General features: G+C 59.1%; 16 protein-coding genes. 4 read left to right on the top strand and 12 right to left on the bottom strand.

Annotation, left to right across the window (positions count from 1 at the left end; genetic code table 11):
* Positions 1–44: 44 nt before the first annotated feature.
* Complete coding sequence (gene fadE / locus ACO6VX_RS21815; RefSeq protein ID WP_010671159.1) at positions 45–2,495, top strand: acyl-CoA dehydrogenase FadE; 2,451 nt, start codon at positions 45–47, stop codon at positions 2,493–2,495.
* A gap of 686 nt (positions 2,496–3,181) precedes the next feature.
* Here the strand turns inward: fadE and mtnK are convergent.
* Positions 3,182–4,381: an S-methyl-5-thioribose kinase gene (mtnK, locus tag ACO6VX_RS21810; RefSeq protein WP_033771026.1), complete on the bottom strand. Its 1,200-nt coding sequence runs from the start codon at positions 4,379–4,381 to the stop codon at positions 3,182–3,184.
* 122 nt (positions 4,382–4,503) lie between these two features.
* On the opposite strand from mtnK, the gene mtnA reads away from it, so the two are divergent.
* Positions 4,504–5,526, top strand: a complete 1,023-nt coding sequence (mtnA, locus tag ACO6VX_RS21805; RefSeq protein WP_422458300.1) for an S-methyl-5-thioribose-1-phosphate isomerase — start codon at positions 4,504–4,506, stop codon at positions 5,524–5,526.
* Between the two features lie 56 nt (positions 5,527–5,582).
* On the opposite strand, the gene ACO6VX_RS21800 is transcribed toward mtnA, so the two are convergent.
* Genes ACO6VX_RS21800 through ACO6VX_RS21790 form a run of 3 tightly spaced genes read right to left on the bottom strand, consistent with a single transcriptional unit; the run spans position 5,583 to position 7,421 of the window.
* Entirely contained in the window at positions 5,583–6,125 is a 543-nt protein-coding gene (locus ACO6VX_RS21800; protein WP_010671156.1) for a 1,2-dihydroxy-3-keto-5-methylthiopentene dioxygenase, read from the bottom strand.
* 1 nt (position 6,126) lies between these two features.
* Entirely contained in the window at positions 6,127–6,810 is a 684-nt protein-coding gene (gene mtnC, locus ACO6VX_RS21795) for an acireductone synthase (protein ID WP_422458299.1), read from the bottom strand.
* Positions 6,807–7,421, bottom strand: coding sequence for a methylthioribulose 1-phosphate dehydratase (locus tag ACO6VX_RS21790; protein ID WP_010255165.1), 615 nt, complete (start codon positions 7,419–7,421; stop codon positions 6,807–6,809). Before ACO6VX_RS21790 ends, mtnC begins: the two co-directional genes overlap by 4 nt.
* 356 nt (positions 7,422–7,777) lie before the next feature.
* Between ACO6VX_RS21790 and ACO6VX_RS21785 the strand changes: the two genes are divergently transcribed.
* Both ACO6VX_RS21785 and ACO6VX_RS21780 read left to right on the top strand, forming a co-directional pair.
* Positions 7,778–8,938 carry a pyridoxal phosphate-dependent aminotransferase gene (locus tag ACO6VX_RS21785; protein WP_033756685.1) on the top strand — a complete coding sequence of 387 codons (1,161 nt, stop codon included), beginning with the start codon at positions 7,778–7,780 and terminating at the stop codon, positions 8,936–8,938.
* A complete protein-coding gene (locus ACO6VX_RS21780) occupies positions 8,926–9,693 on the top strand; it encodes an amidohydrolase (RefSeq protein ID WP_422458298.1) in 768 nt (255 codons plus the stop codon). Before ACO6VX_RS21785 ends, ACO6VX_RS21780 begins: the two co-directional genes overlap by 13 nt.
* Positions 9,694–9,720: 27 nt before the next feature.
* Here the strand turns inward: ACO6VX_RS21780 and uraH are convergent, their stop codons facing one another.
* Genes uraH through ACO6VX_RS21740 form a run of 8 tightly spaced genes read right to left on the bottom strand, consistent with a single transcriptional unit; the run spans position 9,721 to position 15,888 of the window.
* Positions 9,721–10,056: a hydroxyisourate hydrolase gene (gene uraH, locus ACO6VX_RS21775; protein ID WP_010671151.1), complete on the bottom strand. Its 336-nt coding sequence runs from the start codon at positions 10,054–10,056 to the stop codon at positions 9,721–9,723.
* Entirely contained in the window at positions 10,053–10,547 is a 495-nt protein-coding gene (uraD, locus tag ACO6VX_RS21770) for a 2-oxo-4-hydroxy-4-carboxy-5-ureidoimidazoline decarboxylase (protein ID WP_010671150.1), read from the bottom strand. The genes uraH and uraD overlap by 4 nt, the downstream gene beginning before the upstream one ends.
* A 2-nt stretch (positions 10,548–10,549) precedes the next feature.
* The gene (gene hpxK / locus ACO6VX_RS21765) at positions 10,550–11,803 is read right to left on the bottom strand and encodes an allantoate amidohydrolase (protein WP_022625186.1); all 1,254 of its coding nucleotides are present in this window, start codon (positions 11,801–11,803) and stop codon (positions 10,550–10,552) included.
* A complete protein-coding gene (locus ACO6VX_RS21760) occupies positions 11,800–13,035 on the bottom strand; it encodes a pyridoxal-phosphate-dependent aminotransferase family protein (protein WP_010671148.1) in 1,236 nt (411 codons plus the stop codon). Before ACO6VX_RS21760 ends, hpxK begins: the two co-directional genes overlap by 4 nt.
* 20 nt (positions 13,036–13,055) lie before the next feature.
* Positions 13,056–13,787, bottom strand: coding sequence for an amino acid ABC transporter ATP-binding protein (locus ACO6VX_RS21755; RefSeq protein ID WP_010671147.1), 732 nt, complete (start codon positions 13,785–13,787; stop codon positions 13,056–13,058).
* On the bottom strand, positions 13,768–14,424 hold the full coding sequence (locus tag ACO6VX_RS21750) for an amino acid ABC transporter permease (RefSeq protein ID WP_010255156.1): 657 nt from the start codon (positions 14,422–14,424) through the stop codon (positions 13,768–13,770). The genes ACO6VX_RS21755 and ACO6VX_RS21750 overlap by 20 nt, the downstream gene beginning before the upstream one ends.
* Positions 14,424–15,092, bottom strand: a complete 669-nt coding sequence (locus ACO6VX_RS21745) for an amino acid ABC transporter permease (RefSeq protein ID WP_010255155.1) — start codon at positions 15,090–15,092, stop codon at positions 14,424–14,426. The genes ACO6VX_RS21750 and ACO6VX_RS21745 overlap by 1 nt, the downstream gene beginning before the upstream one ends.
* Before the next feature lie 10 nt (positions 15,093–15,102).
* On the bottom strand, positions 15,103–15,888 hold the full coding sequence (locus ACO6VX_RS21740) for a transporter substrate-binding domain-containing protein (RefSeq protein WP_010255154.1): 786 nt from the start codon (positions 15,886–15,888) through the stop codon (positions 15,103–15,105).
* Positions 15,889–15,930: the final 42 nt, after the last annotated feature.

The raw sequence follows: 15,930 nt of genomic DNA, 5'->3' as shown, positions 1-15,930 counted from the left end.
TCTACATAACAGGTCAGACCTCTTACTACTTGGAGCGGTTCATTATGATGGTTGTCTCGATACTTGCCACGGTGGCGCTGATTGGCGCCCTGTTCTATCACCGCCTGTCGTTGCGGCTCAGCAGCGCGATTCTGCTGCTGTGGACTGCTGCGATGGCTTTTGCTCACCTCTGGACGCCATGGTTACTGTTGCCGCTGGCGATCATCCTGCTGCCGTTCAACCTGCCGTCACTGCGCCGCAGCCTGTTTTCAAAGCCGATGTTTCAGCGCTTCCAGCAGGTGATGCCGCCGATGTCACGCACCGAAAAAGAAGCGATCGATGCGGGCACCACCTGGTGGGAAGGCGATCTGTTTCAGGGCAAACCAGACTGGCAGAAGCTGCACAACTATCCGCAGCCGCGCCTGACTGCCGACGAGCAGGCTTTTCTCAATGGTCCGGTTGAAGAAGCATGCCGCATGGCCAACGATTTCCAGATCACCCATGAGCTGGCCGATATGCCGCCGGAACTCTGGGCCTATCTGAAAGAGCATCGTTTCTTCGCGATGATTATCAAAAAAGAGTATGGCGGACTCGATTTCTCCGCCTATGCGCAGGCCTGCGTGCTGCAAAAACTGTCGGGCGTCTCCGGGATTCTGGCGATTACCGTGGGCGTGCCTAACTCATTAGGTCCGGGCGAACTGCTGCAACACTACGGCACTGAAGAGCAGAAAAATCACTATTTACCCCGGCTGGCACGCGGCGATGAGATCCCCTGCTTTGCGCTGACCAGTCCGGAAGCGGGCTCAGATGCCGGAGCCATCCCCGATACCGGCGTGGTCTGCATGGGCGAGTGGCAGGGTCAGCAGGTGCTGGGCATGCGGCTGACCTGGAACAAGCGCTATATTACGCTGGCGCCGATCGCCACCGTGCTGGGGCTGGCATTTAAACTCTCCGACCCGGATCATCTGCTCAGCGATAACGAAAATCCTGGCATTACCTGTGCGCTGATCCCGACCAACACGCCCGGCGTGGAGATAGGTCATCGCCACTTCCCGCTTAACGTGCCGTTCCAGAACGGGCCGACACGCGGCAATAATATCTTTGTGCCGATTGACTATATTATCGGCGGCCCACAAATGGCCGGTCAGGGCTGGCGGATGCTGGTGGAGTGTCTGTCTGTGGGTCGCGGCATTACGCTGCCATCGAACTCAACCGGCAGCCTGAAAAGTGTGGCGCTGGCGACAGGCGCCTATGCCCATATCCGTCGTCAGTTCCGCGTCTCAATCGGTAAGATGGAAGGGATTGAAGAGCCGCTGGCGCGCATTGCCGGTAACGCCTACGTGATGGATGCGGCGGCTACGCTGATTACCGCCGGTATTATGCAGGGTGAAAAACCGGCAGTGCTGTCGGCGATTGTGAAATATCACTGCACCCATCGCGGTCAGCGCGCCATTATCGACGCCATGGATATTGCCGGCGGTAAAGGCATTATGCTGGGTAACAGCAACTTCCTGGCCCGCGCCTATCAGGGTGCGCCTATCGCCATCACGGTAGAAGGCGCTAATATTCTGACCCGCAGCATGATTATCTTCGGACAGGGTGCGATTCGCTGCCATCCTTATGTACTGCAGGAGATGGCGGCGGCAGCCAGCAACGATGTTAACGCGTTTGATCAGGCGCTGTTCAGCCACATCGGTCATGTCGGCAGCAGCACCATGCGCAGCCTGTGGCTGGGCTTAACCGCCGGACGCACCAGCGCCACCCCGACCCGCGATGGCACCCGTCGTTACTATCAGCATCTGAACCGCATCAGTGCCAACCTGGCGTTGCTCTCTGATGTGTCGATGGCGGTGCTGGGCGGCAGCCTGAAACGTCGTGAGCGTATCTCGGCGCGTCTGGGCGATGTGCTGAGCCAGCTCTATCTCGCTTCGGCGACGCTGAAACGCTATGACGATGAAGGCCGCAACGAAGCCGATCTGCCGCTGGTGCACTGGGGCGTGCAGGATGCGTTACATCAGGCGGAAGTCGCGATGGACGATCTGCTGCGTAACTTCCCGAACCGTCTGGTCGCGGGCGCATTGCGGATGACTATTTTTGCAGGCGGTCATCACTGCCCTGCTCCGTCTGACCGTCTGGACCATCAGCTGGCAAAACTGCTGCAACAGCCGTCAGCTACCCGCAGCCGTCTGGGCCGTGGCATGTACCTGACGCCCAGCGAGCACAACCCTGCCGGTCAGCTGGAACAGGCGTTGCAGGATGTGATGGCGGCAGAAGTGATCCATGACAGGCTGTGCAAACAGACGAAGCAGCACCTCTCCTTTACCCGGCTGGATGCGCTGGCGAAGCGCGCGCTGGAGCAGGGCTGGATTGATGCTAAAGAGGCTGAAGTGTTGCAGCGTGCTGAGGCCAGCCGTCTGCGTTCAATTAACGTCGATGAGTTTGAGGCGGATGCGCTGGCAGTGCCGGTGAAAGAAAAAGCCCCTCAGGCTGCGTCGCGGGCGAGTGAGGCAGCATAGGTTTAGCGTTGCTCTGCAGCACCGGCTCAGGGGAAATCTGACCGCAATAATTAAGCCCAAAGCGCAGGGAATAGGGTCAGAAGAGGAAAGCCGACATCACGTCGTAATGCTGAACAGTTAAGATTAGATTTGTAAAGGCTGTCACGGTCAAACGTGGCAGCTTTTTTTCCGGGCGAACGAGCCGCAGTGCGGGCCAGCGCACCTCTGCTGCTGCCGGGCCGTCCTCGCGCCGCTCACGCGGTACCTTCGGCTTTGACGTCGTGCCGACGAACCGTTCGGGGATCGGCCCTCCCTGGCCGGCCCCGACCTGTCCACGCTTCCCGGCGTGGACTTCTGGCCCACCGTCACGCCTCAGCGCTGCGGATAGCCCTTTCAGCTGCAGAGGCGCGCAGGCCTCCACTCTCGTGCCCTTTTTAACAATACACACTGAAGTTTCAGAGCAGGCCGGTGGCGGGCAGGGGCAGGCAATCCGCAGCGCTGAACAGAATGAGTCTGCCAGGAGAGCCCGCAGGACGCGGGCGAAAGGCGGGGCGGCACAGGATGTGCCATCCCCGCCGGTCCGTCAGGCAGGCGAATGAAGTGAAGGAACCGCGCAGCGGCGCGAGGACCGCCAGCCCCTGAGCGGCACCAGACTGCGTTATCACCTGTCGCTTAACTGACTGACATCAAACATCACCTCGGCTTTTTTATCCTGCCTGACGGATGCGGGCAATCAGCGCATCCACATCTTCTACATGATCGGCCGCCAGAATCAGCGTGCGTCCCAGATTAATCGCATTACGGATGCAGTCGGTACGCATCGCCGGATCGGCAATCAGCTTCATATCCGCCACGTGTGACATCCCCACCGTGCGGCGAATCAGTTCGGTGCCGCAGTAACCGATGGTATCGGCCCATACTTTACGCAGAAACGCCTCCGCATAGCCTGGATAAGCCAGCGCCTCATCACGGGTTTTCTCTGCCGCCAGTGCCAGAAAGCCCGAGGCAAAGGTGGTCCAGAGGGTGTGCACATCGCTGAGGCGCTGCTCGCGTGCATCGACGGCCTCACGCGGTGGCAGCAGACCCGGCAGGCCGCAGTAGTTAATCAGCAGGTTACCAATGGCGGTACCGACATCAAAACCGATAGGGCCAAAATAGCCAAACTCCGCATCAATCGCTTTCAGGCTGCCATCAGCAACGAAAATCGAGCCGCTGTGAATATCACCATGCAGCAGCGCTTCAGCGTGGGCAAAGAAACGATGCTTGAGACCGCCTACCGCAATGCGCAGTGCATCGTCATTACGCAGGCTGGCGACCAGCGGTTCAAGCGCTTCGGGGTAGCTATTGCGCTCATGGTCGGTATAGGGATCGTTAAAGAAAAGATCTTCGGTGATTTCACACATTTCCGGATTAATAAAACGCGCCACTTCCGCTTTTTTCTGGTGCGGATGCAGGATGAAATCGGAGGTATGAAACAGGGTTTGTGCCAGATAGTCGCCTAACTGCTGAGCCGCTTCCGGGTAGTAAGCGCCCTTCACCAGCTCGCCGCGCCAGATGCGATGACTGGAGAGATCTTCCATTACCATCACCGCCAGCTCCGCATCGTAATGGGTGATCTTCACCGTGTGCTGCGGACAATATTTGTAGTGTTCGACCAGGGTCTGCGCTTCCAGCCGCGCCCGATCCAGCGTCAGCGGCCACGACTCACCCACACAGCGCACATAGGGCAGCGCCTGCTTGACCACCACCCGGCTGTTGCCCTGATCGTCATAAATTTTAAACACCAGGTTGAGGTTGCCATCACCAATCTCTTCTGCGCTGCTCAGCGCGGCAGGATTGTCCACGCCGCCAAATTGTCGGGCATATTCCACAGCATCAGCAGCAGTAAAGGTACGGTATTGCGACATTGCCTGTTCCTCATCAATCGAAGGGGGATAACCTGGGTGTAATAAGCCGTTCAGACGTCTATACATCCGTTCAGCATGTTGGCACAATAGGTATCATTAAAGCAACATGGATTTCACCCACAATGCAGACACTTCAAACCACCAGCTTACAGGTTCGTGACAATCAGCTCTGGATTCTGGATCAGCAGGCACTGCCGCAGCAAAAGAACTGGCTGTCCGCGCACAGCGTGCCCCAGCTGATTGAACATATTCATGCGCTGCGGGTGCGCGGTGCGCCGCTGATCGGCCTTTCCGCCTCGCTGCTGCTGGCGTTGCTGGCAGAACAGGGGCAGAAGCGCGCTGAACTGGCGCAGGCACTGGAGACCCTGCGCGCCGCCCGCCCTACCGCTGTCAATCTGATGAACAATCTGGACCGGATGAAACTGGCGCTGGCGCAGCCGGACTTTGCCCCCGCGCTGGCAGAAGAAGCCTGGCGACTGGTGCAGGAAGATAAGCAGCTGTGTGACGCCATTGCTGACGCGGGTTGTACGCGGGTGAAACCCGGTAGCCAGCTGCTGACCCACTGTAATACCGGCGGACTGGCCACCGCCGGTGTGGGCACCGCCCTTGGCGTGATTGCCCGCGCCCATCAGCAGGGGCTGATTAAGAATGTCTGGGTTGATGAAACCCGTCCGCTGTTACAGGGCGGCCGGTTAACCGCCTGGGAGCTGGGTGAGCTGGCGATTCCTTACACCCTGATTACCGATTCCATGGCCGCCAGCCTGATGGCCCGTGGAGAGGTCGATGCCGTATGGGTAGGCGCTGACCGCATTGCCGCCAACGGCGATGTGGCGAATAAAATCGGCACCTACAGCCTGGCGGTGCTGGCCCATTATCATCAGATTCCGTTTTACGTGGCGGCCCCGCATACCACGCTGGATCGCAGCTGTCCGGACGGCGCAGCGATTCCTATTGAACAGCGCGCCGCCAGTGAAGTAACGGGCGTTGCCGGCAGTTTTGGCAGCGTGCAGTGGGCGCCGGAAGCGGCGAAGGTCTATAACCCGGCGTTTGATGTCACGCCCGCCACCCTGATCAGCGGCTGGGTACTGGACACCGGGGTAGTCACGCCTGACCAGGTTCAGGGTGGCATTTTCCAGCCACAATAACGGTCTGCAAGGCGTTTGCCGCTCACGGTAAACGCCTTGCGAAAACAACGGGCGGTTTACGCCAGACGCGGATAGGCATCCGCAATCTTATCGCCGGTAAAGTTCGCTACCCAGCCTTCCTGATTATCGAAAATACGGATAGCCGTGAAGTGCGGTGACGATCCCATATCAAACCAGTGTGGTGTTCCCGCTGGTACCGAGATCAGATCGTTTTTTTCGCAGAGGATCTGCAGGATCTCGCCATCCAGGTGCAGACAGAAGAGTCCGGCACCCTCAACAAAGAAACGCACCTCATCTTCGCCGTGTGTATGTTCAGAGAGGAACTTCTCGCGCAGCACGGTTTTCTGCGGATTATCGGCGCGCATGCTGATCACATCCCAGCTCTGATAGCCCTTCTCTGCCACCAGCCGATCGATCGCATGCTGATAGGCGTTGATCACCGTTTCGGGATCCGGATTTTCACCCAGATCGCGATCGGCTTCCCAGCGCTCAAAACGGACGCCTTTGGTGCTCAGGCGTTCACGAATCTCTTCCGCGTCGGTGCTGTGCCACACCGGCTGGCTGGCTTCGCGGTCGGTAAAAATAGTCAGTGCGCTCATCCTAAATTGACTCCGGGTTAATCTGGGAAAAATCCGTCACCTGACGATGGCGGCTCTCGCCGTCCGCATCGCCACGCAGTAGTTGCAGCGTCTGCCAGCCCGCCTCAGCGGCGGCATCCAGCTCCTGATGAATATCGGAGAGAAACAGCAGCTGCTCCGCTGGCTGACCAATTTCAGCGGCGATAGCGCGATAGGCTGCGACTTCGCGTTTGGCACCCACGTGCGTATCAAAATAGCCGCTGAAGAAGTCAGTAATATCACCTTCGTCGCTGTAGCCAAATAACAATTTCTGCGCCGCAACCGAGCCGGAGGAATATACATACAGTTCAATGCCCTGCGCCTTCCAGCGGGTCAGTGCTGGCAGGACGTCAGGATAGAGATGGCCGGTAAAACTGCCGTTAACATAGCCATCGCGCCAGATCATGCCCTGCAGCGCTTTCAGGCCGGTTGATTTGCGATCCTGGTCCATAAACCCCAGCAGAATCTCTGTCACCGCATCCAGATCAGACTGCGGCTGACCGGCCTCCTCACGTACCGACTGCAGCGCTGCGGCGACGTTGGGCTGATGCGCATTTTCACGCAAAAAACTCGCCAGATGCTCACGGGCGTAGGGAAACAGGATGTTATGTACAAAACGGATATCGCTGGTGGTGCCTTCGATATCAGTAACAATGGCGCGAATCATGCTCTCTCCAGCAGGCGACGTTGACGTTCACATTCAAATAAAAATTCCAGACCTTCCAGATGACGGCGTGCTTCGCTGACATCCCGGCCCCAGCAGGTTAAGCCGTGACCGCGCAGCAGAAAGCCGTAACGCAGCGGAAAGCGGGCAGCGTAATCTTCAATTTCTGACGCCAGCGCCGCAATGTCCTGGCTGTTGTCGAATACAGGAATGGCCAGCGTATCCAGATGGGTGTGCTGGCCGCTCAATGATTTTTGCATCTCATAGCCGTGCAGCAGCAGCGCCGCGCCCTGCTCCACCCGCGACAGCACCGTCGCATTCACGGTGTGGGTATGCAGCACCGCGCCCGCCTCGGGAAAGAGTCGATAGATCATCGTGTGCAGACCGGTTTCTGCCGACGGCTTACGGCCAGAGAGCGACTGGCTGGTAGCAATATCGACCTCGATAAAGTCATCCCGCGTCAGCGTGCCTTTATCTTTGCCCGATTCACTCAGCAGGCAGACATGTTCATCGCGGCGCACCGACATATTTCCGCCGGTGGCCGGTGCCCAGCCTTTCGCGCCAATCCAGTGACAGGCGGCGACCAGCTGATCTAATGGAAGACTCTGCGACATAAAAGTTCCTTGCGGTGAAATATGATCTCGGGTGGCTCAGCCCAGATAACGATAATGGCTATAAAATTACAACAGGTTGAAAATCTTAAACAGTTAGCAAACGTGCCCGACTGCTGAACCATACTCTCCGGGTCCTGCCAGATGATCCGCATCTCAGCAAGGCGGCAAGCGCTTATCGCCGGGAGCTGACACTCGTCAGTGGCCGGGGTAAGTAAGTGCAGCCTACGCCGCTGAAGCCCGGAGCATGATGCATTTAGCCATCTAAGCGTCTTGATTGCCAAATACTATCATCCTGTTTATAGTGGCACAAACACCGGGTGACACCGCATCAATCTTCGCGCTTAAGGCCTGACATCATGACGCAGCACAACCTGATCCCCGAGAGTAAACTCCCTTTGCTCGGCACCACCATTTTCAGCCAGATGAGTGCGCTGGCGCAGCAGCATAACGCTATCAATCTCTCTCAGGGCTTTCCTGATTTTAGCGGCCCGGACTATCTGCAGCAGCGGCTGGCGTATCACGTCAGCCAGGGCGCGAACCAGTATGCACCGATGACCGGTGCGCTGCCGTTACGTGAGGCGATTGCAGAGAAAACCGCGCGGCTCTATGACTATCGTCCTGATGTCGAAACAGAGATTACGGTGACGGCGGGCGCAACCGAAGCGCTCTATGCGGCGATTACCGCGCTGGTGCGGCCAGGCGATGAGGTGATCTGCTTTGATCCCAGCTACGACAGCTATGCGCCTGCGGTAGAGTTGTCGGGCGGCGTGATGAAACGCATTACGCTGCAGCCGCCCGCTTTCCGGGTGGACTGGCAGGCGTTTGCTGCGCTGCTGAGTGATAAAACCCGGCTGGTGATCCTGAATACGCCGCACAATCCTTCCGCCACCGTCTGGCAGCAGCAGGATTTCACCGCGCTATGGCAGGCGATTGCTGCGCGACCGGTCTATGTACTGAGCGACGAAGTCTATGAGCACATCTGCTTCGATCAGGCAGGCCACGCCAGCGTGCTGGCACATCCCGAACTGCGCCAGCGCGCTATCGCGGTGTCGTCGTTTGGTAAGACCTTCCATATGACCGGCTGGAAAGTGGGCTACTGCATTGCCCCTGCCGCGATCAGCGCGGAACTGCGCAAGGTGCATCAGTATCTGACCTTCTCGGTGAATACGCCGGCGCAGCTGGCGATTGCCGATATGCTGCGTGAGCATCCGGAGCACTATCTTGAGCTGCCGGCGTTTTATCGCGACCGCCGCGATCGGCTGGCAACGGCGCTAAGCAGCAGCCGCTTTAAGGTGCTTCCCTGCGAAGGTACCTACTTTTTGCTGGTCGATTACAGCGCCATCTCCGATCTGGATGATGTCAGTTTCTGCCAGTGGCTGACCCGCGAAGTGGGCGTTGCCGCGATTCCTCTGTCGGTGTTCTGCGCCGATCCCTTTCCTCATAAACTGATCCGCCTCTGTTTTGCCAAACAGCCGGCGACATTAGATGCCGCCGCGGAGCGCTTATGTCAGCTTTAAAAATCACGTTACTGCAGGATACGCTGAGCTGGATGGATGGCGAGGCCAACCTGCGCCATTTTGACGAGCAGCTGGATGGACTCAACGGGCGCGATCTGATTTTACTGCCGGAGATGTTTACCACCGGCTTTGCAATGGAAGCGGCGAAAAGCTCGCTGCCTCAGGCGCAGGTGGTGGAGTGGCTGCATCAGCATGCCCGTCGCAACGATGCCCTGGTCGGCGGTAGCGCGGCGATTCAGACCGAACACGGCGCGGTAAACCGCTTCCTGCTGGTGGAGCCGGACGGCACGCTGCATCAGTATGACAAGCGCCACCTGTTCCGCATGGCGGACGAGCATCACCACTATCTGCCAGGCGAACAGCGTCAGGTGTTTGAGTGGCGCGGCTGGCGCATCCTGCCGCAAATCTGTTACGACCTGCGTTTCCCGGTCTTCTCGCGCAACCGCAACGATTACGATCTGGCGCTCTATGTCGCCAACTGGCCTGCACCGCGTGCACTGCACTGGCAGGCGCTGCTGCTGGCGCGGGCAATTGAAAATCAGGCTTATGTAGCAGGCTGTAACCGCGTCGGCAGTGATGGCAATCAGCATGAATACAGCGGCGACAGCCAGATTATTTCACCGCAGGGTGAGATCCTCAGCGCGGCTGAGCCGCACCAGCGCGCCAGGCTGGACGCAGAGCTGTCGCTGGACGCACTGAATGCTTATCGCGAGCGCTTCCCGGCCTGGCAGGATGCGGATCGCTTTTCGCTGTGAATGGCAGGCGGGAAGTCAGCCCGCCCATTAACTGCCGCGATAGGTTGACCAGGACCAGGGCGAAATCAGAAACGGCAGATGAAAATGGCTGCCCGCTTCGGCAATCATAAAATCGATCTGCGCGCTGACGTAGAGTGCATCCCGACCGGCGGCGGCAAAATAGTCGCCGATTTCTGCCGTTAAACGGTAGTGGCCCGGCGTCAGCGGCTCGGGCGTCAGATCTTTCAAACGCCCGTCGCTGTCGGTTTCACCCTGTGAAATCGGAAACCACCCTTCCGGGCTGTTCTGCTCAAGTGAAATCGCTACACCGCTGGCCGGTTTGCCCAGCGCCGTGTCCAGAATATGGGTAGTAACAGTACTCATTGAATCGTCTCCTTCAGGCGTAACAGGGTAATTTCACGCAGCTGATCCAGCGCCTCCTGCTGCTCGGCAGGATCGCTATTCTGCAACCGACGCTGCAACTCTGCCAGCATCTGCTCGCCGCTGCGCCCTTTAGCACGAATCAGAAACACCCGGCCAAAACGCGTTTCATAAGCCTGATTCCCCTGCTGCATTGCCTGCTGCAAAGCGCTGTCGGCCTGCTGCATGGCGGACTGCTCTCCGCGCGACAGGGCCGCCTCTTTATCCGCGCCGTTCGCGCGTTCGCCAATGCGGGGATGCGCCGACAGTGCTGCCTCCAGCTCAGGCTGCTGCCACTGGCGGGCCAGCGCATCGGCGGTTGCCCGTAGCGCATCCAGGGTGTCAAAAGGCCGCGCCGCCACCAGCGACTGCTGCCAGTGCGGAATGGCAACACAATGCCGGATGGCCGCCTGCGCCTCATCAGCCGACAGTTGATTAAATGCGGCTAATTCCATGTTCAGCTCCGTTCAGCAATCAGCGAGACCGCCTGTAAATAAGCCTGCAGCGCGGGCGCCACATCAGCCACCGCCACGGACTCTGCCGGATGGTGGCTGATACCGCGATGGTTACGCACAAATAGCATGCCGACCGGCCAGCGTTCAGCGATAGCGATGGCGTCGTGCCCCGCACCGCTCGGCAGTGACAGACTGCGACCCTGCACCGTTTCCACCGCATGACTCAGCGCCTGTTGCAGCGCGGAGTCACAGGCGGTGGCACCGATGCGATAATATTCGTTCGACTCAAAGCGGAGTCCACGCCGCAGCGCAATCGCCTCCGCCTGGGTTAACAGGCTGGAGAGCAGTGTCTCCAGCGGGTTGTCCAGCGGACCGCGCACGTCCAGCGACAGCGATACCTCGCCAGGGATTACATTGACCGCTCCCGGCGCGCAGTTAATCGTACCGACGGTAGCCACCAGTTGCGGATCCTGCTCACGGGTGGTCTGCTCAATAAACACCATCCACTCGGCAGCAGCAGCCAGCGCATCTTTGCGGTGGGTCATCGGCACCGTGCCCGCATGGCCCGCTTCACCGGTGAAACGGCAGTTGAGGCGGCGCGCACCGTTGATGGCCGTGACCACACCGAGCGCCAGATCCTCCTGCTCCAGGCAGGGGCCCTGCTCGATGTGCAGCTCAAGATAACCGACGATATCCTCAACCCGCCGCGCCGCAGATGCGATCCTGTCGCTGTCGAGACCGACATCCGCCATCGCCTGCGCCACGGTGATGCCGTTGCCGTCAGGATGCGTCACCCAGCTTTGCGGCCAGCTGCCGGTAATGCCACGACTGCCGAGCAGCGTAATGCCAAAACGTGTGCCCTCTTCGTCACCAAAGCCAATGACTTCAATCGCCAGCGGTAAGCGGCGCTGATTTTCGTTAAGCCACTGTACGGTTTCAATGGCGCTGAGCACGCCCAGCATGCCGTCGTAGCGACCGGCGTTGCGCACCGTGTCGAGATGCGAGCCAAGCAGTAACGCGGGTGCACCCGCTTCTGCCGCCTCGTAGCGCCCACAGATATTGCCGACTTCATCCTGCCACACCTGCATCCCCGCCGCCTGCATCCACTCACCGACACAGGCGTTGGCGCGCAGATGTTCGGGTGAGAGGTAGACGCGGGTCAGCCCCTCGGCCGTTTCGCTGATCGCCGCCAGCGCATCGCAGCGCGCCATAACGCGCTGTGCAGCGGCCTGGGCTTCGCTGGCGCTCATCATCATGCGTGGCTCCCGTAGTGATCCCAGGCGGCCTGCGCCGCGGCACCCTGCGGCGTGCGATAGCCGACATAGGTAAGCACCGTTTCCAGCGCGGAGAGAGTCTGCATCACGCAATCTTTACGCGCGTTGTAGCCCATGGTGCCGATGCGCCACACCTTGCCATGCAGCGGGCCAAACGAGGTGCCAATCTCAATGCCGAAATCTTCCAGCATCAGTTTGCGCACCTGATCGCCGTTTACGCCGGACGGGATCATCACGCCCAGCACGTTGTTCATTTTGTGTTTCAGGTCGCCGAAGGTTTCCAGCCCCATCCCCTGAATGCCTTTGAGTAATGCTTCACCGTGCAGTTTGTGGCGGGCGATGCCGTTGTCCAGCCCCTCCTGCAGGATCAGACGGGCGCACTCGCGCGCGCCAAACAGCGCACTGGTCGCTTCGGTATGGTGGTTGAGCCGCTCCGGCCCCCAGTAATCCATGATCATGCCGAGATCAAAATAGTTGGAGTAGATCATCTCCTCTTCGCCATCCTGATGCGCCTCGGTGCGGATCCCCTGCTCTACGCATTTGCGTTTGCGGATCACCGCCTCCATCTCTGCGCTCAGCGTGATCGGCGAGGTACCCGATGGACCGCCCAGGCATTTCTGCATCCCCGCGGATACGGCATCAAGTCCCCAGGCGTCCGTTTCCAGCGCGTTACCCGCCAGCGACGCGGTGGCATCGGTGTAGAACAGCACGCCATACTGTTTGCAGATCGCACCCAGCTGCTCAAGCGGCTGCAGCATGGTGGTTGAGGTGTCGCCCTGCACGGTCAGCAGCAGGCGCGGCCGCACTTTTTTGATCGCATCTTCAATCTGGTCGGGAGTAAAGACTTCGCCCCACGGCACTTCAATGGTGTGCACTTCCGCCCGACAGCGGCGGGCAATTTCGCACAGCAGATGACCAAAGCGGCCAAACACCGGTACCAGCACTTTGTCGCCAGGCCTGATCGATGACAGCAGAATCGATTCGATACCGGCGCGGGAGGTGCCGTCAATCAGCAGTGTCCAGCGGTTCTCTGTGCGAAACACGCCGCGATAGAGCGCCATCACTTCATTCATGTAGTGGGTCATCGCGGGATCGTACTGCCCCAGCAGCTGACTCGACATGGCGCGCAGCACACGTGGATCGGCATTGATCGGTCCAGGCCCCATCAGCAGACGCTGTGGCGGGTTAAGTTGCGGGTAGTGATTGATATCCATGGTAATTTCCTTTTTCAGAATCAGAGGCGAACCGAAGAGATAAACTGCTTCAGCTCCGGTGACTGCGGCTGAGCGAACAGCGTCTTACTGTCGCCCTGCTCCCAGACGCGCCCCTGATGCATAAAGACCACACGATCGCCCACGTCGCGGGCGAAGCTCATTTCATGCGTGACGAGGATCAGCGTCATCCCTTCTGACGCCAGCTGCTCCAGAACTTTGAGCACTTCGCCCACCAGCTCGGGATCGAGCGCGGAGGTGATCTCATCACAGAGTAAAACTTTCGGCGTCATCGCCAGTGCACGGGCGATCGCCACGCGCTGCTGCTGACCGCCGGAGAGGCTGGCAGGATAGTAGTTGAGACGCTCGCCCAGCCCGACCTTCTCCAGCATCTGCGCCGCCAGCGCCCGGCACTCGGCCTCGCTTTTTTTCAGCACCCGGCGCGGCGCCAGCATCACGTTCTCCAGTGCCGTCATGTGCGGGAACAGATTGAAGCTCTGAAACACCATCCCGACCGAGCGGCTGATTTCACGCGCCTGCGAGTCGCGATCGGTAATCGTCATACCGCCGAGCTTGATGCTGCCCTCCTGATAGCCTTCCAGCCCGTTCATGCAGCGCAGCAGCGTGCTTTTGCCCGATCCGCTGCGACCGATGATTGAGATCACCTCGCCCATGTCGATATCCAGATCCACGCCTTTCAACACATGGTTGTCGCCGTAATATTTTTGCACCTGATTAATGGTGATGAGCGGCATTGAATTTTTTCTCCAGATACTGGCTGTAGCGAGACAGCGGATAACACATCAGGAAGTAGCCCAGCGCCACCAGCCCAAAGACTTTAAACGGCTGATAGGTCACGTTGTTCAGAATGGTGCCCGCCTTGGTCAGCTCGATGAACCCGATAATTGACGCCAGCGCGGTGCCCTTGATCACCTGGACAGCAAACCCCACCGTCGGGGCAATACCGATGCGGATCGCCTGCGGCGCAATGACCCGCCACAACGTCTGACCAAAGGTCAGGCCGAGACAGCGCGACGCTTCCCACTGGCCTTTTGGCAGGGCGCGGATGCTGCCGTACCAGATATCGACCAGAAAGGCGCTGGTGTAGAAGGTCAGCGCCAGCGAGGCCGCCGTCCAGGGTGCAACATCAATGCCGAACAGGCCGACGCCGAAAAACGCCAGGAACAGCTGCATTAGCAGCGGCGTGCCCTGAAACAGCGCGGTGTAACCGCGTACCAGCCGCGTTAACCATTTGCGTTGCAGCAGGCGCATAAACAGCAGCGGCAGCGTCACCAGCGTGCCGCCGACAAAGGCCACCAGCGACAGCAACAGGGTCCAGCGTGCCGCCAGCAGCAGGTTGCGCAGGATGTCCCAGTCGGTAAAGGTCGTCATCATGATGGCTGCACTCCAAACCATTTACGGCCAATCGCCAGCAGCAGATGGCGCATTGCAATCGACAACGCCAGGTAGATCAGCGTGGTCACCAGATAGACCTCAAAACTTAAGAAGGTGCGCGACTGGATCAGGTTGGCGGCGAAGGTCAGCTCCTCGTAGGAGACCTGCGACACCACCGACGAACCCAGCATCACGATGATGCACTGACTCACCAGCGCCGGATAAATGCGCTGCAGCGCGGGCGGCAACACCACCCGCAGAAACGTCTGGCTGCGGGTTAATCCCAGCACCCGTCCCGCTTCCCACTGCCCTTTGGGTGTCACCTGTATTCCGGCACGAATAATCTCGGTGCTATACGCCCCGAGGTTAATCAGCATCGCCAGCAGCGCCGCCTCGCCAGCAGTGAGTTTCAGCCCCAGCGCAGGCAGACCGAAAACGATAAAGAACAGTTGCACCACAAACGGCGTGTTGCGGATCAGCTCGACATAGATGCCCCACAGGCGGCTCATCCAGCTGGGTCTGCCACTGCGCAGCGCCGCGCCCGCAATGCCGAGCGCCACACCACCGGTAGTCGCCAGCACCGTCAGCTGAATGGTGACCCAAAGACCGGAGAGCAGCTCCGGCCAGTAGGGCCACAGGGCGGGAAAGTTAAGTTGCCCGGTCATGAATCTTTCCTCAGGCGCCGAGGTTGGCGGGCAGCGGCGCTTTCAGCCACTCTTCTGACAGTTTATTCAGGGTGCCATCTTTGATGCCCTGCTCAATCAGCGCATTCACTTTCGCTTTCAGTGCCGGCTGATCTTTCTTCAGGCCGATATAGCAGGGAGAATCTTTCAGCATAAACTGCGCCACCGGCGCTTTAGCCGGATTCTGACGGGCAATGGCGGCGACCACCAGGTTGCCGGTCGCCACATACTGCACCTGACCGGAGAGATACGCAGACAAGGTAGTGTTGTTATCTTCGTAGCGTTTCACCTGTGCATCTTTCGGCGCAACGTCACTGAGCACCATGTCCTCTACTGCACCACGTGTTACGCCAATCGATTTGCCGCTCAGGGCAGACGCCGCTTTGATTTCATCGCCTTTAGGCCCGAATACGCCCAGGAAGAACGGCGCATAGGCGCGGGTGAAGTCGATCACTTTTTCCCGCTCGGCATTTTTACCCATGCTGGAGATGACCAGGTCGACCTTATCGGTTTGCAGATAAGGCACGCGGTTGGCACTGCTGACCGGCACCAGCTGCAACTTAAGTTTCATCTGCTTTGCCAGGTATCTGGCCGTGTCGATGTCATACCCCTGCGGCTGCAGATCGGTGCCAACCGAGCCAAACGGCGGGAAATCCTGCGGCACGGCGATGCGAATGACGCCGCGTTTCTGGATGTCCTGCAGTTGATCGGCCAGCGCGCTTCCCGCTTGTGCCATCAGTAATGCCGCTGTCGCAACCGCCATCAAAACTTTTTTCATTATGCACCCCGGTGAGATTAACGTGAAACAAAAGATTCTTTG

The organism is Pantoea sp. BJFS-204 (genome assembly GCF_049310725.1).
GTDB classification, from domain to species: domain Bacteria; phylum Pseudomonadota; class Gammaproteobacteria; order Enterobacterales; family Enterobacteriaceae; genus Pantoea; species Pantoea agglomerans.
The sequence above is the reverse complement of the archived record's forward strand: the minus strand, read 5'-3'. Positions and strand labels throughout refer to the sequence as shown.

Excerpts from the sequence above, each read along its gene's own strand:
- ACO6VX_RS21755 (WP_010671147.1), bottom strand. The coding sequence starts at position 13,787 with ATGCCGCTCATCACCATTAATCAGGTGCAAAAATATTACGGCGACAAC.
- mtnC (WP_422458299.1), bottom strand. The coding sequence starts at position 6,810 with ATGATTCGCGCCATTGTTACTGATATCGAAGGCACCACCAGCGATATC.
- ACO6VX_RS21740 (WP_010255154.1), bottom strand. The coding sequence starts at position 15,888 with ATGAAAAAAGTTTTGATGGCGGTTGCGACAGCGGCATTACTGATGGCA.
- mtnK (WP_033771026.1), bottom strand. The coding sequence starts at position 4,381 with ATGTCGCAATACCGTACCTTTACTGCTGCTGATGCTGTGGAATATGCC.
- fadE (WP_010671159.1), top strand. The coding sequence starts at position 45 with ATGATGGTTGTCTCGATACTTGCCACGGTGGCGCTGATTGGCGCCCTG.
- hpxK (WP_022625186.1), bottom strand. The coding sequence starts at position 11,803 with ATGATGATGAGCGCCAGCGAAGCCCAGGCCGCTGCACAGCGCGTTATG.
- ACO6VX_RS21780 (WP_422458298.1), top strand. The coding sequence starts at position 8,926 with ATGTCAGCTTTAAAAATCACGTTACTGCAGGATACGCTGAGCTGGATG.
- ACO6VX_RS21760 (WP_010671148.1), bottom strand. The coding sequence starts at position 13,035 with ATGGATATCAATCACTACCCGCAACTTAACCCGCCACAGCGTCTGCTG.
- ACO6VX_RS21800 (WP_010671156.1), bottom strand. The coding sequence starts at position 6,125 with ATGAGCGCACTGACTATTTTTACCGACCGCGAAGCCAGCCAGCCGGTG.
- uraD (WP_010671150.1), bottom strand. The coding sequence starts at position 10,547 with ATGGAATTAGCCGCATTTAATCAACTGTCGGCTGATGAGGCGCAGGCG.
- ACO6VX_RS21745 (WP_010255155.1), bottom strand. The coding sequence starts at position 15,092 with ATGACCGGGCAACTTAACTTTCCCGCCCTGTGGCCCTACTGGCCGGAG.
- ACO6VX_RS21785 (WP_033756685.1), top strand. The coding sequence starts at position 7,778 with ATGACGCAGCACAACCTGATCCCCGAGAGTAAACTCCCTTTGCTCGGC.
- ACO6VX_RS21750 (WP_010255156.1), bottom strand. The coding sequence starts at position 14,424 with ATGACGACCTTTACCGACTGGGACATCCTGCGCAACCTGCTGCTGGCG.
- uraH (WP_010671151.1), bottom strand. The coding sequence starts at position 10,056 with ATGAGTACTGTTACTACCCATATTCTGGACACGGCGCTGGGCAAACCG.
- mtnA (WP_422458300.1), top strand. The coding sequence starts at position 4,504 with ATGCAGACACTTCAAACCACCAGCTTACAGGTTCGTGACAATCAGCTC.
- ACO6VX_RS21790 (WP_010255165.1), bottom strand. The coding sequence starts at position 7,421 with ATGTCGCAGAGTCTTCCATTAGATCAGCTGGTCGCCGCCTGTCACTGG.